The organism is Pseudomonas sp. TH08 (assembly GCF_016651275.1).
Classification (GTDB): Bacteria; Pseudomonadota; Gammaproteobacteria; order Pseudomonadales; family Pseudomonadaceae; genus Aquipseudomonas.
In genome coordinates, this window is sequence record NZ_JAEKEE010000003.1 from 165,324 (window position 1) to 187,232 (window position 21,909).

At 59.7% G+C, this 21,909-nt stretch carries 19 protein-coding genes and 1 pseudogene; 7 read left to right on the forward strand and 13 right to left on the reverse strand.

The window, feature by feature from the left end; all coding sequences use genetic code 11:
- Positions 1–59 precede the first annotated feature (59 nt).
- Positions 60–2,330 (forward strand): catalase/peroxidase HPI, encoded by a 2,271-nt coding sequence (gene katG, locus JFT91_RS14015; protein WP_201232744.1) that lies wholly within the window; start codon positions 60–62, stop codon positions 2,328–2,330.
- A gap of 121 nt (positions 2,331–2,451) precedes the next feature.
- On the opposite strand, the gene pepN is transcribed toward katG, so the two are convergent.
- From pepN to JFT91_RS14045, 6 genes are read right to left on the reverse strand one after another with little or no spacing between them, the layout of a single operon-like run.
- Positions 2,452–5,109 carry an aminopeptidase N gene (pepN, locus tag JFT91_RS14020; RefSeq protein WP_201232745.1) on the reverse strand — a complete coding sequence of 886 codons (2,658 nt, stop codon included), beginning with the start codon at positions 5,107–5,109 and terminating at the stop codon, positions 2,452–2,454.
- Between the two features lie 10 nt (positions 5,110–5,119).
- Positions 5,120–5,950, reverse strand: a complete 831-nt coding sequence (locus JFT91_RS14025; RefSeq protein WP_201232746.1) for a DUF2797 domain-containing protein — start codon at positions 5,948–5,950, stop codon at positions 5,120–5,122.
- The gene (locus tag JFT91_RS14030; protein ID WP_008079610.1) at positions 5,947–6,207 is read right to left on the reverse strand and encodes a YeaC family protein; all 261 of its coding nucleotides are present in this window, start codon (positions 6,205–6,207) and stop codon (positions 5,947–5,949) included. The genes JFT91_RS14025 and JFT91_RS14030 overlap by 4 nt, the downstream gene beginning before the upstream one ends.
- Positions 6,208–6,239: 32 nt before the next feature.
- Complete coding sequence (locus JFT91_RS14035; RefSeq protein ID WP_201232747.1) at positions 6,240–7,109, reverse strand: rhomboid family intramembrane serine protease; 870 nt, start codon at positions 7,107–7,109, stop codon at positions 6,240–6,242.
- Complete coding sequence (locus JFT91_RS14040; RefSeq protein ID WP_518524873.1) at positions 7,106–8,080, reverse strand: metallophosphoesterase; 975 nt, start codon at positions 8,078–8,080, stop codon at positions 7,106–7,108. Before JFT91_RS14040 ends, JFT91_RS14035 begins: the two co-directional genes overlap by 4 nt.
- Complete coding sequence (locus tag JFT91_RS14045) at positions 8,077–8,967, reverse strand: NAD(+) kinase (RefSeq protein WP_008079605.1); 891 nt, start codon at positions 8,965–8,967, stop codon at positions 8,077–8,079. The genes JFT91_RS14040 and JFT91_RS14045 overlap by 4 nt, the downstream gene beginning before the upstream one ends.
- Positions 8,968–9,082: 115 nt before the next feature.
- Between JFT91_RS14045 and JFT91_RS14050 the strand changes: the two genes are divergently transcribed.
- A complete protein-coding gene (locus JFT91_RS14050; protein ID WP_201232749.1) occupies positions 9,083–10,033 on the forward strand; it encodes a DUF1853 family protein in 951 nt (316 codons plus the stop codon).
- Between the two features lie 106 nt (positions 10,034–10,139).
- Here JFT91_RS14050 and JFT91_RS14055 read toward each other — a convergent pair whose 3' ends face one another.
- Positions 10,140–11,423: an arsenic transporter gene (locus JFT91_RS14055; protein WP_201232750.1), complete on the reverse strand. Its 1,284-nt coding sequence runs from the start codon at positions 11,421–11,423 to the stop codon at positions 10,140–10,142.
- Positions 11,424–11,579: 156 nt separating this feature from the next.
- On the reverse strand, positions 11,580–12,137 hold the full coding sequence (locus tag JFT91_RS14060; protein ID WP_201226883.1) for an NADPH-dependent FMN reductase: 558 nt from the start codon (positions 12,135–12,137) through the stop codon (positions 11,580–11,582).
- 183 nt (positions 12,138–12,320) lie between these two features.
- Between JFT91_RS14060 and JFT91_RS14065 the strand changes: the two genes are divergently transcribed.
- Together JFT91_RS14065 and JFT91_RS14070 are read left to right on the forward strand one after the other, a co-directional pair.
- Positions 12,321–12,557: a hypothetical protein gene (locus tag JFT91_RS14065; RefSeq protein ID WP_201232751.1), complete on the forward strand. Its 237-nt coding sequence runs from the start codon at positions 12,321–12,323 to the stop codon at positions 12,555–12,557.
- Between the two features lie 85 nt (positions 12,558–12,642).
- Complete coding sequence (locus tag JFT91_RS14070; RefSeq protein ID WP_201232752.1) at positions 12,643–13,536, forward strand: LysR family transcriptional regulator; 894 nt, start codon at positions 12,643–12,645, stop codon at positions 13,534–13,536.
- Here the strand turns inward: JFT91_RS14070 and JFT91_RS14075 are convergent.
- The 3 genes from JFT91_RS14075 to dnaQ all read right to left on the reverse strand — a co-directional run bounded on the left by JFT91_RS14075 (position 13,502) and on the right by dnaQ (position 17,390).
- Complete coding sequence (locus JFT91_RS14075) at positions 13,502–14,116, reverse strand: GNAT family N-acetyltransferase (protein WP_201226886.1); 615 nt, start codon at positions 14,114–14,116, stop codon at positions 13,502–13,504. The two genes, JFT91_RS14070 and JFT91_RS14075, sit on opposite strands and share 35 nt — an antisense overlap.
- Positions 14,117–14,130: 14 nt before the next feature.
- On the reverse strand, positions 14,131–16,386 hold the full coding sequence (gene ldcA / locus JFT91_RS14080) for a lysine-specific pyridoxal 5'-phosphate-dependent carboxylase LdcA (protein ID WP_201232753.1): 2,256 nt from the start codon (positions 16,384–16,386) through the stop codon (positions 14,131–14,133).
- A gap of 245 nt (positions 16,387–16,631) precedes the next feature.
- Positions 16,632–17,390, reverse strand: a complete 759-nt coding sequence (gene dnaQ / locus JFT91_RS14085; protein ID WP_201232754.1) for a DNA polymerase III subunit epsilon — start codon at positions 17,388–17,390, stop codon at positions 16,632–16,634.
- Between the two features lie 188 nt (positions 17,391–17,578).
- On the opposite strand from dnaQ, the pseudogene JFT91_RS14090 reads away from it, so the two are divergent.
- A pseudogene (locus tag JFT91_RS14090) lies at positions 17,579–17,883 on the forward strand (DUF2388 domain-containing protein).
- Positions 17,884–17,999: 116 nt separating this feature from the next.
- Here JFT91_RS14090 and rnhA read toward each other — a convergent pair.
- Both rnhA and JFT91_RS14100 read right to left on the reverse strand, forming a co-directional pair.
- A complete protein-coding gene (rnhA, locus tag JFT91_RS14095) occupies positions 18,000–18,470 on the reverse strand; it encodes a ribonuclease HI (RefSeq protein WP_201232755.1) in 471 nt (156 codons plus the stop codon).
- Positions 18,471–18,560: 90 nt separating this feature from the next.
- Positions 18,561–19,319, reverse strand: coding sequence for a methyltransferase domain-containing protein (locus tag JFT91_RS14100; protein WP_201226933.1), 759 nt, complete (start codon positions 19,317–19,319; stop codon positions 18,561–18,563).
- A 66-nt stretch (positions 19,320–19,385) separates the two neighbouring features.
- On the opposite strand from JFT91_RS14100, the gene gloB reads away from it, so the two are divergent.
- Together gloB and JFT91_RS14110 are read left to right on the forward strand one after the other, a co-directional pair.
- The gene (gloB, locus tag JFT91_RS14105; RefSeq protein WP_201232756.1) at positions 19,386–20,153 is read left to right on the forward strand and encodes a hydroxyacylglutathione hydrolase; all 768 of its coding nucleotides are present in this window, start codon (positions 19,386–19,388) and stop codon (positions 20,151–20,153) included.
- Positions 20,154–20,252: 99 nt separating this feature from the next.
- The gene (locus JFT91_RS14110; RefSeq protein ID WP_201232757.1) at positions 20,253–21,716 is read left to right on the forward strand and encodes a LysM peptidoglycan-binding domain-containing protein; all 1,464 of its coding nucleotides are present in this window, start codon (positions 20,253–20,255) and stop codon (positions 21,714–21,716) included.
- Positions 21,717–21,909: the final 193 nt, after the last annotated feature.

Below are 21,909 nucleotides of genomic sequence, written 5' to 3' on the forward strand. Positions count from 1 at the left end.
GCCTTACTAGTCCGAAGTCGGCATGAGCCGGCCATAGCAGACCTGATAAGGATCCGAACATGGCAAACGAATCGAAATGCCCGTTCAACCACGCCGCCGGTGGTGGTACGACGAACCGTGACTGGTGGCCGAATCAACTCAATCTGAAAATCCTGAGTCAGCACTCGCCCAAGTCCGATCCGTTGGGCAAGGACTTCGACTACGCCAAAGCCTTCAAAAGCCTCGACTTTCAAGCGCTGAAACAAGATCTCACTGCGCTGATGACCGATTCCCAGGACTGGTGGCCAGCAGACTTCGGCCACTATGGCCCGCTCTTCATTCGCATGGCCTGGCACAGCGCCGGCACCTATCGCACCGCCGATGGCCGCGGAGGTGCCGGCTCCGGTCAACAGCGTTTTGCCCCGCTCAACAGCTGGCCCGACAACGTCAGCCTCGACAAGGCCCGCCGTCTGCTGTGGCCAATCAAACAGAAATATGGTCGCAACATTTCCTGGGCCGACCTGATCGTCCTCACTGGTAACGTCGCGCTGGAGTCGATGGGCTTCAAGACTTTCGGCTATTCAGGCGGACGTCCCGATGTGTGGGAACCGGACGAAGATGTGTACTGGGGTTCGGAACATGAATGGCTGGGCGGCGACAGTCGTTACGGCAAAGACAAGTCCGCCATGCAGGAACCCGGCGACGGCACGTTGGTAGCAGAGCCAGACTTGCACGGTAAAGAGGAAAGCCGCACCGATCAGGGCGAACGCACTCTGGAAAACCCGCTCGCCGCCGTGCAGATGGGGCTGATTTACGTGAACCCGGAAGGCCCTGAGGGCAATCCCGATCCCGTCGCTTCCGCCCACGATATTCGCGAAACCTTCGGCCGCATGGCGATGAACGACGAAGAAACCGTGGCATTGATCGCCGGCGGTCACGCCTTCGGTAAAACCCACGGCGCCGGGCCTGCCGACAATGTCGGGCCTGAACCTGAGGCAGCGGGTTTAGAAGAACAAGGCCTCGGCTGGAGAAACGCGTTCGGTACCGGCAAAGGCGCCGACACCATTACCAGCGGCCTGGAAGTGACCTGGACCACCACACCCACCAAGTGGAGCAACAACTATCTGGAAAACCTGTTTGGCTTCGAATGGGAATTGAGCAAGAGCCCGGCCGGTGCCCACCAGTGGATTCCAAAAAACGGCGCCGGCGCTGGCACCGTTCCGCATGCTCACGATCCGAGCAAAAAACTCTCGCCGACCATGCTGACCTCTGACCTGGCGCTGCGTTTCGACCCGGCGTATGAGCAGATCTCGCGGCGTTTCCTGGCCAATCCCGAGCAGTTGGCCGATGCCTTTGCCCGCGCCTGGTACAAACTGATCCACCGCGACATGGGCCCGCTGTCACGCTATCTCGGCCCGGAACTGCCCGCCGAAGAACTGCTCTGGCAGGACCCGATTCCGGAAGTCACTCATCCGCTGATCGACGACAGCGACGCCGCCGCGCTGAAAAGCAAAATTCTCGCGTCGGGTCTTTCTGTTTCGCATCTGGTTTCCACTGCCTGGGCGGCGCTTTCGACGTTCCGTGGCTCGGACAAACGCGGCGGCGCCAATGGTGGGCGTCTGCGTCTGGCACCGCAGAAATTCTGGCAAGCCAACCAGCCTGAGCAACTGGCCAAAGTGCTGCAAACCCTTGAAGGCATTCAGAACGAGTTCAACGGCGGTGCCGCCGGCAAGAAAGTCTCGCTGGCGGATCTGATCGTTCTGGCGGGTAATGCCGGGATCGAGCAAGCAGCGAAAAACGCCGGGCATTCGATTAGCGTGGCATTCAATCCTGGACGCACGGATGCCACTCAGGAACAAACCGACGTCGACTCGTTTGGTTTCCTTGAACCGATTGCCGATGGTTTCCGCAACTACAGCAAAGGCAAATACACCGTTTCGGCGGAGGCACTGTTGATCGACAAGGCGCAACTGCTCACCCTGACCGCGCCGGAAATGACGGTGCTGTTGGGTGGCTTGCGGGTGTTGAACACCAACGTCGGGCAAAGCCGTCATGGCGTATTCACGTCGCAGACAGAAGCGCTGACCAATGACTTCTTCACTAACCTGCTGGACATGGGCGTGGAGTGGAAGCCGACTTCGCGGGATGCTGACGAGTTCGAAGGACGCGACCGTAAAACCGGCAGCGTGAAATGGACGGCGACGCGGGTTGATCTGGTGTTCGGTTCCAACGCGCAATTAAGGGCACTGGCTGAGGTGTATGCCAGTTCGGATGCGAAGGAGCAGTTCGTTAAGGACTTTGTGGCGGCGTGGACGAAGGTCACCAACCTCGATCGTTTCGACTTGAAGTAACGCAAAACAACTGTGGGAGCGAGCCTGCTCGCGAAGGGGCCGGCACATCCAAAATCAATGTCGCCTGATACTCCGCTATCGCTGGCAAGCCAGCTCCCACAGGGCTTGGTGTTAAAACACCTTACGCCAGGCTCTTGCTCACCACCTCATACACATCACTCGACAACTGCCCCGAAGCCCGAATCCGCTCCAGCTCGCCTTTCATCAACGCCTGTCGCGCACCGTCATATTTGCGCCAGCGTGTCAGCGGCGCCAGTTGGCGCGAAGCGATCTGCGGGTTGAAGCCGTTCAGTTCGATCACCAGATCCGCGAGGAAGCGATAACCGGAGCCATCCGCCGCGTGGAAGTTGATCAGGTTCTGCCCGGCAAACGCACCGACCAGCGCACGCACCTTGTTCGGGTTCTTGATGTTGAACGCCGGGTGCTGCATCAACGCTTTCACGCGCTCCAGCCCGCCCGGCAAAGTGCTGCCGGCCTGTACGCTGAACCACTGATCCATGACCAACGGGTTGTCCTTGAAGTGCTCGGCGAAACTCGCCAGCGCCAACGCTTTCTGCTCTTCGAACGGCGAGTTGACCAACACCGCCAACGCCGTCAGGCGCTCGGTCATGTTGTCGGCCGTTTCGAATTGTTCCAGTGCCGCTGCCAGCACTTCCGGTTTGCCACTGAGCATCAGGTACGACAGCGCGATGTTCTGCAACGCACGACGGGCAAAATGCTCAGCCTCGGCGACGTACGGGGTTTGCTTCGACAGGTCACGGTTAGCCTGATAACGCAGCCACAGTGCCTCGAACAACCCTTCTGCCAGTTGCTTGCGCGCGAACTCCCGCGCGATATGAATGGCGTCGACATCCGCCACTTCGCTGATTTCAGTGAGGTACGCCTCACCCGGCAGCGAGAGCATTTCGGCAACCATCGCCTGGTCGAGCGACTCGTCGGACAGCACCGTTTTCAGCGCCGAAATCAGACGTGGATCAAGCACCAGGCTCTCGCCCTTCTGCTGCTGTGCGATCAGCTCTTGCAGCACCTGCACCGACAATTGCTGACCGGCATCCCAGCGGTTGAAGCCGTCGCTGTCATGCTGCATCAGGAACATCAGTTGATCGCGGTTGTACGGGAAGCTCAGTTTTACCGGCGCCGAGAAGCCGCGCAGCAACGATGGCAGCGGTTGTTCGGCGATGTCGACGAAGGTGAAGGTCTGCTCGGCTTCCGTCACGGAGATCACGCGGGTGGTGCCTTGGGCAGCGGCTTCGCCAGCCAGGCGCAGGGCAATTTCGTTGCCCTGACTGTCGAGCAGGCCGAGTTCGACCGGAATCACGAACGGCAGTTTTTCGACCTTGTCCGGGGTTTCCGGGCAGCTCTGGCGGAAGGTCAGGCTGTAGGTTTTCGCCGCAGCGTCGTAAGACTCGCTCACCGCCAGACGTGGCGTGCCGGCCTGGCTGTACCAGCGCTTGAACTGGGTGAGGTCGACGCCGTTGGCATCTTCCATGGCCTTGATGAAATCGTCGCATGTCACGGCTTGACCGTCATGGCGTTCGAAATACAGGTCGCTGCCCTTACGGAAGCCTTCAGCGCCAAGCAAGGTGTGGATCATGCCGACCACTTCCGAGCCCTTTTCGTACACGGTCAGGGTGTAGAAGTTGGAAATCTCGATGAAGCTGTCCGGGCGCACGGCGTGGGCCATCGGGCCGGCATCTTCGGCGAACTGGTGGGTTCGCAGATAAGCCACGTCCTGAATGCGCTTGACCGTGGCCGAGTTCATGTCGGCAGAGAAGCCGGAGTCACGGAACACCGTGAAGCCTTCCTTCAGCGACAGCTGGAACCAGTCGCGGCAGGTCACGCGGTTGCCCGACCAGTTGTGGAAGTATTCGTGGGCGACGATCGCTTCGACGCGCTGATGCGCAGCGTCGGTGGCGGTTTCGGCGCGGGCCAGCACGGCGCTGGAGTTGAAGATATTGAGACCCTTGTTCTCCATCGCGCCCATGTTGAAGTCATTCACGGCGACGATCATGAAGATGTCCAGATCGTACTCGCGACCGTAGACTTCTTCGTCCCAGCGCATCGACTTCTTCAGGCTGTTCATCGCGTGCTGGCACTTGTCGATGTTTTCCGGCTCGACGTAGATGCGCAGCGCGACGTTGCGATGGGTCATGGTGGTGAAGGTGTCTTCTACACACCACAAGTCACCGGCCACCAGCGCGAACAGGTACGCCGGTTTCATGAACGGGTCTTCCCAGGTTGCCCAGTGGCGGCCGTCTTCGCCCGGGCCCGAGGCGATCGGGTTGCCGTTGGAGAGCAGCACCGGATAGCTGTGCTGCTCAGCGACCACGGTAGTGGTGAACTTGCTCATCACGTCCGGGCGGTCGAGGTAATAGGTGATCTTGCGGAAACCTTCGGCCTCGCACTGGGTGCAGAACATCGTGCCGGATTTGTACAGGCCTTCCAGAGCGGTGTTGGTTTCCGGGTGGATCTTGACGCTGGTGTCGATCGTGAAGGTTTCGCTGACCGGTTGCAGGGTCAGGTGGTTTTCGGACAACTGATAATCGCCCTCGGCCAACTCTTTGTCGGCGAGGGTCACCGAGAGCAGTTCCAGCTGCTGACCATCGAGTACCAGCGGCGGCAGGCCCGGGCCACGCGCCGGGTTGCGGCGCATGACCAGTTGCGCGTGCACCAGGCTGTGATCCTCGAACAACTCGAAGGTCAGGTGTGTTTCGTCGATCAGGTACTCGGGCGCCTGATAGTCCTTCAGGTAAATCATCTTCGGTTGTTCGGTGCGCATGCTGGAGTCCTTATTGATGCACGGCGAGCTGATAAGCCGTGTACTTACGAATGTTGATCACGCCGGTGTCGAAGATCAGGTACTGGCCTTTGATCCCCATCAACGTGCCTTCGGCAATCGGGTTCTTGTCCAGGTTGAAGCTGACGATTTTGGCCGGGTATTGCTCGACCGGATAGCGGATTTCGAGAGGTTCTACATCGGCAATCGTCTGAATCGCTTGTAGGCCGAATCGCTCTTGCAAGCCTTGCAGGCCTTCGGCGCAACTCTCGAACAACTGATCGCGCACCTGCGCCAGATCGACCGCCACGGCATCGCCCTTGAGCAGTGCACGCCAGTTGGTCTTGTCGGCGACCTGACTGCGAAACAGGTCTTCGACGAAGCCCGATTGCTGACGCGTCGATACGCGCATGATCGGCAAGGCCTGACTCGCGCCCTGATCGAGCCAGCGGGTCGGCAATTGTGTAGCACGCGTGATGCCAACCTTGATCCCCGACGAATTGGCCAGGTAAACCACATGGTCGGTCATGCAGAACTGCTCGCCCCACACCGGATCGCGGCAGGTGCCAGCGTCATAGTGGCAGCGCTCCGGGCTCATGATGCAGAGGTCGCACTGTGCCAGTTTGGTCATGCACGGGTAGCAATAGCCCTGACTGAAACTGGTTTTGGTCTTGCGCCCGCAATGGGTGCAGTGGATCGCCCCCAGGTATTCCAGACGCACCGTGGTGCCGATCAATGGATTAACCGGCACCTCGACGTCATCCAGACGAAACGCGTATTGCACGTTCGGCCCGTCCAGGCGCGCCGACATTTTGCTGATTGCACCGCGGCCAATCTCGATCAATGGATAGCGTCCGACTTGAACAGGATGTTCGGCACTTCGATCGACTTCGACGCACACTCTTGCGGGCCCATGTAACCGGTGCGCTGATCTTCAGGCAGGTTCTGGATTTCCCAGGCGATCATCGCCTGCAACGACAGCTCGCGCTGCTCGGCGGTGAGCTTGCCACCGTCGGACCACTTACCGATCTCCACGGCCAGTTTCAGGCTCTCGTAGATGTCCGGGGTGATGTTTTTGATCATTTCGGCAAAAGACGACATCAGGGTCTCCGTGTTCTTTATCTACTGAAATTTTAGGCGGCCAGTTTACGGCGGTTATACAAACCGCCCAACAAACCGGTGAAGCATCCGATGAGTAACCCGCCGACGTGGGCGGCGTTGGCGATTTCGCCGAAACCGATCATCGAGATCAGTCCGGACATGCACACCAGCAGCCACACCAGCATCATCACCAAAACACCACGCGGCAGGCGATAAGCCGGGTTAGGCGCCAGCAACTGGAAAATCCAGCAGTGCCCAAGCAGGCCGTAGAGCACGCCGGACAAGCCGCCAAACAAGGTCGGGCCGCTCCAGGCGAACTGTGCGTAGTTGGAGACCAGGCTGAACAGCAAGGTCAATCCGATAAGGTTGATACTGCCCTGACGCGACTCGATGCGCCGCCCCAGTTCCCAGTACCACATGCCGTTCATGGCCAGATGCAGGATGCCGAAGTGGATCAGCATCGGCGTCACCAACCGCCACCATTGCCCTGCCGCAAGGCTGTCTTCAAGCGGCGTGAAATGGATGTAGTCGCCGATCACCCGGAAGTCGAGAAAGGTCAGCCAGCGCAGGGTTTCAAGGTTTTCACCGAGAAAGGTCAGGCCGCCGACAATCAGGCACAGCAACAGGATGAAACCGGTGGCTTTGGCGTATTTCAGCTGTTCGACGAAGCTCGGGCGTTTGATTGTCCGGGCGACCGGGATGTCCAGTTGCTGATCAGGATCGCCGGCGGGAAAACGCTCGTACAGCGAACGCACGTCGTCGCTGATCTCCGACGGCACCCACAACACCTGTTCACCGGCCTCCTCGCTGACTCGATGTGGCACCTGCATGCGTTGCAGCAGTTTAACGAAACCGCTCAGATCCGCCGCCAGCGGCAGACGCAAAACCGCGACCGAACTCATTGCAGCACCTCCGGCCGCTCGACATCGACCCAGACAAATTTATGCGGATCCAGGCGCGTTTCCTGATCCAGACGATAAGCGACCAGTTTGCCGTAGAGCACCGCGCTGTAATCCAGACACGCAAGGTTGGGGCGGATCGGCGCCGGTTTGCCGTTGCGCCAGTAATGGCCGACGAACAACAACGGCTCGTCGACGCCGTAGCGCAGCAGCGAATTCTTTTCCGAGGACGTCAGCGGCGTCTGCGCCACTGGCTCCGGCAAGGCATCGGGCTGGAAGACAATGTCGCCATAGGTTTTCGGATCGTCTTCCCAGAACTTGGTGCGGAAGAACGAACGCACCAGACCGTCGCCGCTGGTCATGGTCAGGCCATGAGGCAGGCGCATGTCGGTGCCGCGCAGCAGGCGGTCGAACACCGTGCAGGCGAAGCTGTCCGGCACCGCCGAGGCCTGCAGAAAGTGTTCGTCGATGCAGCCATTGGGGAACAGTGCGCGCAACGGCTCGATCAGGCCGGCATCCCAACAGGCGTGGACGACGCGAAAGCGACCGGCGTCGACAAACAGCGGCAGTTGGTAGAACCAGCGCTGGAAATCATGCCAGTCGCCGGGGTGGCCTTCGAACTGGGTCAGGGTTTCGTGGAGCAGGCGCGCGTGACGCGGCGTGTGTTCTCGGACGAACTGCTTGCCGCTGCCCGGAAGCGCCGGGGTGCTCCAGCCGAGGGCGTTGAATTCGTGGTTGCCCATGATGCACAAGGCCTGACCGGCCTCGACCATGTCGTGGACGATATGCAGCGCCTCGCGAATCCGCGGGCCACGGTCGATGATGTCGCCGACGAACACGGCCATGCGCGATGGATGCCGCCAGACCCCGCCCTGCTTGTGATAACCGAGTCGGTCAAGCAGGTGTTCGAGGGTCAGGGCGCATCCGTGCACGTCACCAATCAGGTCATAACTGCGCGCGGGATCGAGCATCAGTCGCCTCCACCACCCAACTTGCTGCCCCAGCCGAGCTTGGTGCGGCAGACTTCGTAGTAGTTGTGGTCGAGCGGATGAATCAGCCGCAGCTTCTGCGCTTTTTTGCTGACAGTGATGGTGTCGCCCGGCGCGCAGGTGAAGTGGTTCTGCCCGTCGCAGGAGACCTGCGGGTAGATCTGCATATCTTTGGACACGACGATTTTCAGCTCACTGTTGCCATCGACCACAATTGGCCGTCCCGACAAGGTATGGGGGTACATCGGCACAATCACAATAGCGTCGAGCTTGGGATGCATGATCGGCCCGCCGGCAGACAGCGCATAAGCGGTCGACCCGGTCGGCGTCGCGACGATCAGGCCGTCGGCCTTCTGGCTGCAGACGAACTGGCCATCGATGTACAGCTCGAACTCGATCATCCGCGTCGATTTGCCGGGGTGCAGCACCACGTCATTCAGCGCATCGCCCTGACCAATGGCCTCGCCGTGACGGCGGACTTCGGCTTGCAGCAGGAAGCGGTTTTCGACCAGATAGTGGCCGTCGAGCACTTCGGCGACTTTGACTTCCAGCTCATCGGGGCGAATGTCGGTGAGAAAACCGAGGCTGCCACGGTTGATGCCAAGCACCGGAATGTTGTGCCGCGCCAGCGCCCGGGCAGCGCCGAGCAGGCTGCCGTCACCGCCGACGACGATGACCATGTCGCAGACTTCGCCGAGCATCTTGCGCGACGAGGTTTGCAGGCCATGGCCGGGCAGGACTTCAGCGATGGTGTCTTCGAGAATCACATGCAGGTGACGGTCGAGCAGAAACCGTTTCAGTCGGCGGACGGTATCCAGCACCTGGGAACTGCCCAGGCGACCGATGATGCCGATATTACGAAATTGCTCCATGGGACCTCTGCGGACAATCGAAAACGCGAAAAGCACGATTATGGGCGAAAGCCTGCGATAGACAAAATCCTTTCAGCCTCAAGGGTGGGCTCGTGTTTAAGGCTATGCTCGCAAGATGATCCTATTTCCCGACTTGCTGCAGTTGCCCCATCAATTACGCCATCCCGAAGTGCGTGATCTGGCGTGGGTGATCCTTGCCCCGCCGATGCTCGCCACCACACCGTGGCCGCAACGCCATCCGCTGGCGGGCAGCGACTGGGTGAATGATCCCGAGCGACTGGAGCACTGGCTACGCCAACTCGATCGCGACAGCTACGGTTTGCTGCACTGGTTATCGCAGGCACGCACCCGACGCTTGGGTCTGTATTACGAGCGGCTTTGGCAATTTGCCGTGGAGCACGCGCCGGGGATCGAACTGATTGCGGCGAACCTGCCGATCCGCCGCGAAGGCCATACCCTCGGTGAACTGGACATGCTGCTGCGTGACCGCGATGGCGTGCATCACCTGGAACTGGCGATCAAACTCTATCTCGGCCCACAGAATGGCGATGGACAGGATCCGGCGCAGTGGTTGGGGCCGGGCTGCCATGATCGACTGGATCGCAAACTGGCGCACCTGGCCGAGCATCAACTGCCGATCTCCGCGCGCCCGGAAAGCCGTGAAGTGCTGGCAGCGCTGGACATCGAGGTGTTCAGCGCGCAGTTGTGGCTGGGCGGTTATCTGCTGTATCCGTGGCCCGGTCAGGCCGAATCACCGCTCGGTGCGCATCCACAGCATTTGCGCGGCAGTTGGTTGCATCAGAAGGATTGGCCGGCGTTCGTCACACAGCGCCCGGCCGGCCGCTGGCAACCCCTGCCCCGCCATGCCTGGCTGGCGCCGGCGCACTATCCGGCGGATCAGACCTGGACTTCGGAGCATTTGCGCATGTGGCTGGAAGATCTTGAGCCGCTGGCGCCAGCGCAACTGCTGGTGCGTCTGACCGAGAATGCGCAGGGGGAATGGGAAGAGGCGGAGCGCTTGTTTCTGGTGTCCGACCTGTGGCCGAACGTTCCCGGTCAAGGCTGAGACTTTATAGTGCTTGTGCCGGCCCCTTCGCGGGCAAGCCTTGCTCCTACGGGATCACCGCAGGCCCTGTAGGAGCAAGGCTTGCCCGCGAAGACTTCACCTCGGTCTAAATGGATAACCGCACAGCCAAAGCCGCCAACGTCACCAACAACACCGGCACCGTCAGCACAATCCCGACCCTGAAATAATATCCCCAACCAATGTGGATGCCCTTGCGCTCCAGCACATGCAGCCAGAGCAGCGTCGCCAGGCTGCCAATCGGGGTAATCTTCGGCCCCAGGTCGCTGCCGATCACGTTGGCGTAAATCATCGCCTCCTTGATCACCCCGCTCGCCTGACTGGCATCAATCGACAGCAAACCGATCAGCACGGTCGGCAAGTTGTTCATGATCGACGACAGCAACGCGGTCAGCACGCCGGTGCCCATTGCCGCGCCCCACACACCATGACCCGCGAAGACATCCAGCCAACCGGCCAGATACCCGGTCAACCCGGCATTGCGCAGACCGTAGACCACCAGATACATGCCCAGCGAAAACACCACGATCTGCCACGGCGCCTCTTTCATCACTTTGCGCGTGGAAATCTTGTGGCCACGGGCGGCGATACCCAATAGCAACGCGGCGCACACCGCGGAAATCGCGCTGATCGGAATGCCCAGCGGCTCCAGCGCAAAGCAGCCGATCAACAAAATCGCCAACACCGCCCAACCGGCATAGAACGTGGCTTTGTCGTGGATCGCGGTCTCGGGGTGTTCGAGCTGTTCAGGATCGTAGGATTGCGGAATATCGCGACGAAAAAACCACAACAACATCCCCAGCGTCGCCGCCACGCTGACGAAGTTGACCGGCACCATCACCGCCGCATAGCGGTTGAAGCCGATGTGAAAGAAGTCCGCCGAAACGATATTGACCAGATTCGACACCACCAGCGGCAGGCTCGCGGTGTCGGCAATAAACCCCGCGCCCATGACGAACGCCAGGGTCGCCGCCGGCGAAAAGCGCAAGGCCAGCAGCATCGAAATCACGATCGGTGTGAGGATCAGCGCCGCGCCGTCATTGGCGAATAGCGCCGAAACCAATGCCCCGAGCAGCACCATAAAGGCAAACAGCTTACGCCCACTGCCCCGCCCCCACCGAGCCACGTGCAGCGCCGCCCAGTTAAAGAACCCGGCCTCATCGAGCAGCAAACTGATGATGATCAGCGCGACGAAGGTGCCGGTGGCGTTCCAGATAATCTGCCACACCAGCGGGATGTCGCTCAGGTGCACGACGCCGAAGATCAGCGCCAGCACGGCGCCGAGAGTCGCACTCCAGCCGACGCCGAGGCCTTTGGGTTGCCAGATCACGAGGGTAATGGTCAGCAGGAAAATCAGTGTCGCAGCCAGCATCCGCAACAGCCTTAAATTGAAATGAAATAGTGAAGCCAACACAAAAAACTGTAGGAGTGAGCCTCCTCGCGATAGCGGTGTGTCAGTCGACTGATTGGTAACCGACAGTCCGCTATCGCGAGCAGGCTCACTCCTACATTGTGTCCCGTGTATGGCTTATTTTTTGTGTTGCTCGACGAACTGTCCGTAAGCATTGATAAAGCTTTGCAGGAAAGGTTTCACCGTATCGCTCAACTTGCCTGATTCATCAAATGCTGTCCCCGCCCCACCCAGATAAGCCTCTGGCTGCTGCATGCACGGCACATTGAGAAACACAAAGGACTGCCGCAGATGCTGGTTCGCGCCGAAACCACCGATGGCGCCCGGCGACACGCTGATCACCGCACCCGGCTTGCCACCCCAGACGCTCTTGCCATAAGGCCGCGAGCCAACGTCGATGGCATTCTTCAGCGGAGCAGGCACCGAACGGTTGTACTCAGGCGTAACGAACAGCACCGCGTCGGATGAACCCACTTTTTGCCGGAAAGTACTGTAGGCTGCCGGCGGTGAATCACCGTCGATGTCTTCGTTATAAAGCGGCAGATCGCCAATTTCGACAATCTCGAGTTTGAGGTTCGCCGGCGCCAGCTCAGCCAGTGCCAGCGCGACTTTGCGATTGATCGATGCTTTGCGCAGGCTACCGACTACTACGGCGACGTTGTAGACATTGCTCATGGAAGACTCTCGACTGTCCGTGGAAGGAGCCTGTAGTTATAGATGATCCGGTGACGATTCCACCAGCAGACGAGGGAAATTCCCGCGTCCTGATTATTTTTTTCCGACAGGAAAACTTACGGCGCTTGATGAAGGTCTACCAAGCCGCAAATCAAGTGTTTTATCTCCAGAGGTTCTAAGCAGATGGCAGCAGTACTCGTCGGTCAGTTCCATGCAAGAGATGCGGAAGGCCGCGTTTATTCCGTGCATGAGTTCCAGGAATCCACTCCGTCGGCAGACGGTTTTACCGGCTCGGAGCCCGTCACCACCTACAAACTGGCCATTGGCGATCGCGTCAACAAGGTCAGTGACAACGAGTTTTTGCTGGTTCAGTCGGGCATCACCCTGACTCGCGAACCTGAGACAATCACCGCTTCATAACCCACTGTTATGAGCAGAAGTCATATGCGCAGACTTGGGGTAGGATTCAGCCACTGATCCCACCTGCTGAACATGGACTTCACGCATGCGTTTACGCCATATCGAAGTGATTCAGGCGCTTTTGCAGACCGGTCACCTGGGCACCGCCGCCGAATGGTTGCAGTTGCCGGTGGCCGAGGTCGAAGAGCGTTTGCGTGAAGCCGAAAGTCAGTTGGGTTTCATGCTCTTCGCCAGTGTTCGCGGGCGCCTGCAATCGACGCCCGAAGCGCGGGCGTTGCAGGTTGAAATCGCCCACGTCTACGCAGCGCTGGAGCCGGTGCAACGGCTGGCCAGCAGCCTCAAGCAATACCTCGCCCCACCCTTGCGCATCATCGGCACCCCGCCGCTCACTCAACAACTGTTGCCGCAAAGCGTGGCCCTTCTGCGTCGTCGACTGCCCGATGCGCCCTGCAGCCTGTTAAACGCTGCCACCCGCGACATCGTCCGCAGCCTATTGCTGCGTGAGAGCGATCTCGGCTTGAGCCTGCACGACCCCGAACATCCCGACATTCATTGCCAGCCACTGGCGCAAGGCAAACTGCAATTGCTCGCGCCTCACGGCTGGCTGCAACCGAAGCAGAAATACATTTCGCTGCAGGATCTCGCCGGCCAGGCGATGGTCGGTCTCGAAGGTCAGGACCCGCTGAGCCCGGCACTGGAAAACAAACTCCAGGCCTTGCGCCCGGCACCGAGTATCCAGACCCGCGTGCAAACCCATCAGATGATGCGCAGCATGGTCGAGGCCGGCGAAGGTCTGGCCATCGTCGATCCGTTCACAGCGCTGGGCGCCCGCCCCGCCGGCCTGGACGTGTGCCCGCTGTCGCCAGCGGTGCCGATCAGCCTCTATGCCCTGACCTTCAAGCACGCAGCGCCCTCAGCGGCGATTCAGACGTTATTGGCGATCATCACGGAACAAGCCGAGGCGATGCTGTCGAACTGAGCGGGTTTTCCAGCGGATTATCGAACAATCGATACCAGAACAGCGCCACTTCAGCGGTGTTCGGGTCGATGCCGCGATAGCGCAATTGATCGATGCCGCCAATCACATAACCGCAACGCTCGTACAACCGACAGGCACCGAGGTTATTGTTCTGGGTTTCCAGCATGATCCCCGGCAGCTTTTTCTTGCGGCTCCAGAACTGCGCGACATCCAGCAACGCCTTGGCCACCCCATGACGGCGCGCTGGCGCGTGTACCGCCAGCTCATCGATATGGGCGAAGCCGTTCCAGTTGGTGCTGATCACCAGATGGCCGACCGGCTCATCGTCAAGGTAGGCCATGAAAATCGCGCTGTCCGTCGCCTTGTGAAAGGCGCTGAACTCCTCGGGATCAATGCCGTAGCACTTGCGGTAAGGCACGATCGGCGTTACCGGCCACTGCTCGACAGGCTTGCCAATCACCGCATTGCCGTAAGCGGCGACCTCGAAACTGAAGTCGCTGCCCCAGATATAAGGCGCAAAGCCTTCGTCGGCGACCCGCACCGACAGCCCTGGATATTTCGGATTCATGACCGGTTGCATACTGGGAAAAGTCCTCATTCCTTGACGCAATCGACGGTGTACTGCCGTCCATTGCCTTCATCTTCGTGCTGCAATCCATGCACATCCGCGACAAAACCGGGGAAGCTGCTATCGAACGTGCGAGCAAATTTCAGGTAATCAATGATCGAGCGGGTCGATTCGGTGAAGCGTTCACCGGGCATGATCAAAGGGATCCCCGGCGGATACGGCACCAGCATCACGGCGGCGATTCTGCCTTCCAGTTCATCGATTGGCACTGCCTCGACTTCGCCGCGCACCAAGTGATCGTAAGCATGAGCCGGTTTCATGGCGATTTCCGGGAGTACGGTGTACATGCGTTTGAGGTGCTTGGCGGTGGCATTGCTGCGGTAACAGGCGTGCAACTGATCGCACAGGTCACGCAGGCCCATGCCGCGATAACGCGCAGTGTCTTGTTGCGACACGCAGGGCAGGCAGGTCTCAAGGCGCACGTTGGCATCATAGCTGCGCTTGAACTCAAGCAACTCGGTGAGCAACGTGCTCCATTTGCCTTTGGTGATGCCCATGGAGAACAGCACCAGAAACGAATACAGCCCGGTTTTCTCCACCACCAGCCCGCGCTCCCAAAGGAACTTGCTGACCACCGCCGCCGGAATGCCCTTCTCGCTCAACGCCCCACCGGCATTCAGCCCCGGCATCACCAGCGTGACCTTGATGGGGTCGAGCAGCACGTAGTCGTCACTGACCTCGCCGAAACCGTGCCAATCCGCATCGGGTTGCAGCAGCCAGTCTTTGGTTTGCACGCGGTCGATGCCTTCGACACCGGGCGGCTGCCAGATCGAAAACCACCAATCATCGGCAGCAATGTGCTGGCGCAGATTGGCCAGTGCCCGACGGAAGCTCAGCGCTTCGTCGAAAGTTTCCTGCAACAGCGAACGCCCGGCCGGGCCTTCCATCATCGCCGACGCCACATCCAGTGAAGCGATGATGCTGTACTGCGGCGACGTGGAGATGTGCATCATGAACGCTTCATTGAAACGATCACGGTCCAGTTGCCGTGCACCGCCGTCCTGCACATGAATCATCGACGCCTGACTGAACGCGGCGAGCAATTTGTGCGTGGAATGGGTGGTGAACACCAGCGGACTGTCTTCGCTGCGCGAGGTGGCCATGCCGTAGCGTCCGGCGAAAAATTCATGGAACGCCGCATAGGCATACCACGCCTCGTCGAAATGCAGCACTTCGACACTGTTGCCGAGGCTTTGCTTGATCAGTTCGGCGTTATAGCAGAGGCCGTCGTAGGTCGAGTTGGTGACCACGGCAAGTTTGACTTTCGGCGCGCGGCCCTTGGTCAGCGGGCTGGCATCGATTTTCGCCTGGATCGATTCGCGGCTGAATTCGCTCAGCGGGATTGGGCCAATGATCCCCAGCTCATTACGTTCGGGACACAGGTACAAGGGGATCGCGCCGGTCATGATGATCGCGTGCAACACCGACTTGTGACAGTTGCGATCGACCAGCACCAGATCGTCGCGGGCGACCATCGAGTGCCAGACAATCTTGTTGGCGGTCGAGGTGCCATTGATCACGAAAAAGGTGTGATCGGCGCCGAAATTGCGCGCAGCACGCGCTTCGGCTTCGGCAAGCGGCCCGGTGTGATCGAGCAGCGAACCCAACTCCGGCACCGAGACCGACAAATCCGAGCGCAGCGTGTTTTCGCCGAAGAACTGGTGAAACGCCTGCCCTACCGGACTTTTGTGATACGCCACACCGCCGCCGTGACCGGGGGTGTGCCAGGAATAATTGGAGTCGGCAGTGTGTTGCACCAGCGCCTTGAAAAACGGCGGCAGCAAACCGTCCAGATATTTGCGCGCCGCTCGCGCCACTTGCCGAGCCAGAAACGGCACGGTGTCTTCGAACAGATAGAGAATGCCGCGCAACTGATTGAGTTCGGCCATGGCATCGGCCGGAGCGTTTTCCAGGGTGACTTGCTCGCCCAGGGCAAAGATCGGCAGATCCGGCGCACGCACACGCGCCAAGCCGATCAGTTCGGCCATGTTCTGCAACAGATGCGAGTGGGTGCTGGCGTCCTCGGCGGCGATCAGCATGCACGCGAGGCCATGATGGGTCGACGCCACCAACCGACCTTCGGTGTAGTCGGTGGCCGAAACGATACTGAAACCTTCCTGCTCCAACTCCCGGGCGATGCCACGGATACGGTCGCCGGCGACCGTGTCGGCCTTGATGTCACGATGGACGATCAACACCGGAAACTTCAAATCTTTGTACATGGGGCTCAGTGTCCTGAGGCGGCGGGGTTGAATCCGCCAATGCACTCAGGGTAGAGGGTTGTAGCGAAAGTGGCGAGGGTGGCCACTTGGCTTCATTGAGCCTGACTCGGCTTTTGTGGCGAGGGAGCTTGCTCCCGCTGGGGCGCGAAGCGTCCCTTTGCACTCTTTCAGACAAAACGGGTGTACATATTTTGCGACTGCTTCGCAGCCGAGCGGGAGCAAGCTCCCTCGCCACAGAGGATCTCTCAGGCTTGAGCGTCAGCCTCGGCAATCTGCGTCCACATCGCCGGCCCACCGGCAGACTTGGCAATAATCTCCAACCGCACCAGATGCGCTGCCAATTCATCTTCAGTCGCGCGAATGATCCGCGCCGGCTGCCGATCAGCCGGTAACCGGCGAATCTCGGTCGCCGAGTTATCCGCGCCCTCGCCCGAGCCATTACCGTCCGATGCGTTGCCGGCCAGCGACAGGCTGGTCTGGCCACCGGTCATGGTCAGGTAAACGTCGGCGAGAATCTCCGAGTCGAGCAAGGCGCCGTGGAGTTCACGACCGGAGTTATCGACGCCGTAACGCTTGCACAACGCATCGAGGCTGTTGCGCTGCCCCGGGTGACGTTCCCGGGCCATCATCAGGGTGTCGAGGATCGAGCAGTGCTGGGTGATATCGGCGCGATCGTGCTGGCCCATCAAGGCGAATTCGTTGTTGATGAAGCCAACGTCGAACGCCGCGTTGTGGATGATCAGCTGTGCGCCTTTGATGAATTCGAAGAACTCATCGGCAACTTCGTTGAAGCGCGGCTTGCCCACCAGAAATTCGTTGGTGATGCCGTGAACGCCGATGGCGCCTTCATCACTCTCGCGATCCGGTTGCAGATAAACGTGAAAATGCCGGCCCGTCAGGCGCCGACCGATCAGTTCGACACAGCCGATTTCGATAATCCGGTGACCATCGGTCACCGGCATGCCGGTGGTTTCGGTATCGAGTACAACGGATCTGGTGGCCATCAGTGCTCAGCTCTCAACGGGTCAATCGTGCAAAAACGCGGATGTTAACACGCTCGCGGCGTGAGTCGCGCACCGCCGGGTGATCGGCGCTTATGCAGTTTTTAACAATCATTAGCAATGTTCATAAAGTCTATCGGCAATCGGCTTGTTAGCGTGCGCGGCTTGTTTCCCACGGGTTAAAACGCGTCATGAAGACTGCACAGGTTTTATTGCTCGGTGGCTGCTTGCTGGTTGCCGAAGCGCATGCCACCAGCTTCGTCATCAGCACCGACATCACCATGAGCCTGACGCTCAGCTCAAGCAAAGGCACCAGTGGATCGTTCAAGGACGACAAGATTGTGCTGGCGGCGAAGGATGATGCGGCGGCGTTTGTGGCGAGTGGAGGGGAGATTCGCGGGGTGCGGATGGAAGCGGCTTTTTGCGGATACGGGAGGTGCTGAAGGATTCTGTGTATACCGACCGGCAACTGGCCGAGGCCATTCTGATCCTGTAACAAATTCCCCTGGAACTGCCGAAGGCTGCGATCTTTTGATCTTGATCTTTTAAAAGCAAGATCAAAAGATCGCAGCCTTCGGCAGCTCCTACAGGGGAATGTATTTCAAACAGGGCTCAGGTTTGTTTGTAACCGCGCACGTCGTCGACGCCACGGTTGGCCAATTGGTCAGCCCGCTCGTTGCCGTGATGGCCGATGTGCCCACGCACCCACTTCCAGGTGACCTTGTGGCGGTTGACCTGCTCATCCAGTTCTTTCCACAGATCAGCGTTTTTCACTGGCTCTTTCGCTGCGGTCTTCCAGCCGCGCTTCTTCCAGTTGGCCATCCATTCGTTGATGCCCTTCATCACGTACTGTGAGTCGGTGACCAGCAGCACTTCACACGGGCGCTTCAACGCTTCGAGGCCGCGAATCGCGCCGAGCAGTTCCATGCGGTTATTGGTGGTGTTGGCCTCACCGCCCCACAGTTCCTTTTCGACGCCCTTGCACACCAGCAAAGCGCCCCAGCCGCCCGGGCCGGGATTGCCTTTGCAGGCGCCGTCGGTGAACAGTTCTACGGTGTCGACGCTTTCAACGCTTTCGCTCATGCCAATCTATCCAGAAAAATGCCTGCCTTGCCGATCACGGATCGACAATGGCCCGGGCCGGAACAAGCCCGGCCACAAATAAAAGAAGGTTTACGGTTCGATGCGGCGGCGATTGACCTTCGCCATCGGCAGCGGAATCAGCTTGCCCATCGGCTCGCGGCGCTCCTGGCGCAAAGGTCTGAGTCCGACCACGATCTTGCGCGCCACCAATAAATAGAAGCCGCCACCCGACAATTGCCAGTCACCGGCCTTGCGTTCCCAGCCGGCCAGACGGTTCTGCCACTTGGGTGACGCGAGCGGCGGACGATAGCACCCGAAGCGGCGTTTCTCCAGCGCGAAGCCCAGCAGATTGAGCCAGTCGGCGACCCGCGATGGCGAGATGCAACGGGCCTGACGCAAGGCGTCGTGGGCGAAAACATGGCGCAATCCCCAACTGCTCCAAGGGTTGATGCCGACGATCAACAGATGGCCGCCAGGCCGCACACTGCTCGCCGCTTCACGCAGCAAACCATGGGGCGACAGACAGAAGTCCAGACCGTGCTGTAACACCACTACGTCGGCAGCATGCTCGCTCAGCGGCCAGGCCTGCTCTTCGCAGACGATTTCGACGCCGGGCAACGGCGCACCGAGGCGCACATTGCGCTGCACCTGCGGCGCCGACGGCGGGGTTTGCGCAGACGGGCCGTAATGCACCAGATAACCGCCGAAAAACCGACCGAGTTCGTCTTCGAGCATGCGCCGCTCTTCATCGAGCAGAAATTGCCCGAGCGGGCCGGACAGCCATTCACGGGCTGCACCGATCAGGGCCAGCCAGTCAGGATCAGCCTGTGCGAACGCTTTATCACTCATCGCATTCTCCAAAGCGCCAGGAACTACTAAGATGCGCCAATGTTTTCCGCTTGGCGAATTCCGACGATGATACAGATCAGTGCCCTGCCCGCGTTCACCGACAACTACATCTGGTTGTTACAGGATCACCGCACCCAGCGCTGCGCGGTGGTCGATCCCGGCGATGCCACGCCCGTGCTGGCGTGGCTGGACGCCCATCCGGGCTGGGTGTTGAGCGACATCCTGATCACCCATCATCACCATGATCACGTCGGTGGCGTCGAACGCCTGAAAGCGGCGAGCGGCGCCAAAGTCTACGGGCCGGCCAGCGAAAGCATCCCGGCGCGCGACGTAGCGCTGAAAGACAACGACAACGTCAGCGTGCTCGGCTGGGACTTCGCGGTCTATGCGGTGCCCGGTCACACTTTGGGACATATTGCCTATTATCACCACGGCCTGCTGTTCTGCGGCGATACCCTGTTCGCCGCCGGTTGCGGTCGGCTGTTTGAAGGCACGCCGGAGCAAATGCACCACTCGCTCAGCCGCCTCGCCGCTCTACCGGAAGATACGCTGGTCTACTGCACCCATGAATACACCCTGAGCAATCTGAAGTTTGCCGCCGCGGTCGAACCGACTAACCCGGACATTGCCGCCCGTCTGGAAAAAGTCACCCAGCAACGGCAAAACGGCGTCATGACCCTGCCCTCGACCCTGGCCTTGGAAAAGCTCACCAACCCGTTTTTGCGCACCTCTGAAACATTAGTTACACAAAAAGTGGACGAACGGGAAGGCGCTCAAAACCGGGCGCCGAGCGAGGTTTTTGCGGCTCTGCGGGCATGGAAAGATAAGTTCTAAGTACCTCACAACTTGGTACAAAAATTCTGAATGGTTGACCGCAGGGGGTGCGCTTTCTAGAATCGCCCGACATTTTTGCCCGGAACTTACTTCCAGCCAATGTCGTCATCCATACGTAAGTCCGTCAATTCAGACGCATTGACCCGCCTGGCGCAAGCCATCGCGGTGGCTGTGTCCGCCACGCTGGCGGGCTGCTCCAGCCATGCTCCGCAGACTGAAGCGACGCATACGCCGAACATCGCTGCGCGAGCCAAGCAGAAGCCGATCTGGCTGTCCGAAAAGCCCAGCCCACAGGTTCCCCAGGACATCTGGGAACGCATGCGCCAGGGTTTCCAGTTGCAGGAAGGCCTTGGCGTGAACCCGCGCATCGAACAACAGCGTCTGTGGTTCGCCAGTAATCCCTCTTTCCTCGAGAATGCCGGCGAACGCGGCAGTCTCTATATCCACTACATCGTCGAACGCCTCGAAGAGCGCAACATGCCGCTGGAACTGGCCCTGCTGCCAGTGATTGAAAGCGCCTACAACCCGATGGCCTATTCGCGGGCCGATGCCTCGGGGCTGTGGCAGTTCATTCCGTCCACCGGGCGTTACTTCAACCTGCGTCAGACCCGCTTCTACGATGGCCGTCGCGATATCACGGCGTCGACCACAGCGGCCATGGATTACCTGACCCGTCTGCACGATATGTTCAACGGCGACTGGCTGCTGGCCCTGGCGGCGTACAACGCTGGCGAAGGCACGGTCAGCCGCGCGATCGAACGCAACGAGAAGCTTGGTCTGCCTACCGACTACTGGAACCTGCCGCTGCCAGCGGAAACTCAAGCGTACGTGCCGAAACTGCTGGCGCTGTCGCAAGTGGTACTGGCGCCGGAGGCATACGGGGTGAACCTCAACCCGATCGCCAACGAGCCGTACTTCCAGGTCGTCGAAATCAACCAACGCATGGATCTGTCCAAGGTCGCTGCGGTGGCCAATATCGACGAAGACGAACTGTTCCAGCTCAACCCGGCGTTCAAGCAGCGCACCACCATCGACGGCCCGCAGCATTTGCTGGTACCCACGTCGAAGGCGCAGTTGCTGACTGCCAGTTTGCAGACCATGCGCCCTGAGGAGCTGATCAGCACACGTTCGCTGAAACCAGTGTTCGAGGGTGCCGATCCATCCGAAGTGGCCAAGCTCAAGCGCGCGTATCGCGTGAAGCGCGGCGACAACCTTGGCTCCATCGCCAAGGCCAACAAGGTCGAAGTGAAAGACCTGCAACGCTGGAACAAACTCAGCGGCAAGAACCTCAAGGTCGGCCAGACCCTGGTCATGCAGGACACCAGCAAGCGCAGCCCGGCCCGCAGCAATGGTCGGGTCAACACCGTGGTAGCGGCCAACAGCAAGACCAAAGGCAAAGCCGACAGCGCGCAGCAGACCCAGTACAAGGTCAAGCGCGGCGACACGCTGTACGTCGTAGCCAAGCGATTCAACGTTGAGATGCAGCATCTCAAGCGCTGGAATCCGGGTGCGGGCAAGGCATTGAAGCCTGGGCAGATGCTCACGGTTTATCAGTCACGCTGATAGAAAGGCCCCTGAAATTTCAGGGGCTTTTTTTGGCCGAAATTATTGTGACCAGTGGATTTCCTGTGGTGAGGGGATTTATCCCCGACGGACTGCGCAGCAGTCCCTTCTTTCCTGTCAATGAGCAGGGCCGCTGCGCGACCCATCGGGGATAAATCCCCTCGCCACAGAAGCAAATCAGCTGAGCACCGAG

Coding starts and splice junctions, on each gene's coding strand:
- katG (WP_201232744.1), top strand. CDS start 60: ATGGCAAACGAATCGAAATGCCCGTTCAACCACGCCGCCGGTGGTGGT.
- pepN (WP_201232745.1), bottom strand. CDS start 5,109: ATGCGCACCGAACAACCGAAGATGATTTACCTGAAGGACTATCAGGCG.
- JFT91_RS14030 (WP_008079610.1), bottom strand. CDS start 6,207: ATGTCGTCTTTTGCCGAAATGATCAAAAACATCACCCCGGACATCTAC.
- JFT91_RS14035 (WP_201232747.1), bottom strand. CDS start 7,109: ATGAGTTCGGTCGCGGTTTTGCGTCTGCCGCTGGCGGCGGATCTGAGC.
- JFT91_RS14045 (WP_008079605.1), bottom strand. CDS start 8,967: ATGGAGCAATTTCGTAATATCGGCATCATCGGTCGCCTGGGCAGTTCC.
- JFT91_RS14050 (WP_201232749.1), top strand. CDS start 9,083: ATGATCCTATTTCCCGACTTGCTGCAGTTGCCCCATCAATTACGCCAT.
- JFT91_RS14055 (WP_201232750.1), bottom strand. CDS start 11,423: ATGCTGGCTGCGACACTGATTTTCCTGCTGACCATTACCCTCGTGATC.
- JFT91_RS14060 (WP_201226883.1), bottom strand. CDS start 12,137: ATGAGCAATGTCTACAACGTCGCCGTAGTAGTCGGTAGCCTGCGCAAA.
- JFT91_RS14065 (WP_201232751.1), top strand. CDS start 12,321: ATGGCAGCAGTACTCGTCGGTCAGTTCCATGCAAGAGATGCGGAAGGC.
- JFT91_RS14070 (WP_201232752.1), top strand. CDS start 12,643: ATGCGTTTACGCCATATCGAAGTGATTCAGGCGCTTTTGCAGACCGGT.
- JFT91_RS14075 (WP_201226886.1), bottom strand. CDS start 14,116: ATGCAACCGGTCATGAATCCGAAATATCCAGGGCTGTCGGTGCGGGTC.
- ldcA (WP_201232753.1), bottom strand. CDS start 16,386: ATGTACAAAGATTTGAAGTTTCCGGTGTTGATCGTCCATCGTGACATC.
- dnaQ (WP_201232754.1), bottom strand. CDS start 17,390: ATGGCCACCAGATCCGTTGTACTCGATACCGAAACCACCGGCATGCCG.
- rnhA (WP_201232755.1), bottom strand. CDS start 18,470: ATGAGCGAAAGCGTTGAAAGCGTCGACACCGTAGAACTGTTCACCGAC.
- JFT91_RS14100 (WP_201226933.1), bottom strand. CDS start 19,319: ATGAGTGATAAAGCGTTCGCACAGGCTGATCCTGACTGGCTGGCCCTG.
- gloB (WP_201232756.1), top strand. CDS start 19,386: ATGATACAGATCAGTGCCCTGCCCGCGTTCACCGACAACTACATCTGG.
- JFT91_RS14110 (WP_201232757.1), top strand. CDS start 20,253: ATGTCGTCATCCATACGTAAGTCCGTCAATTCAGACGCATTGACCCGC.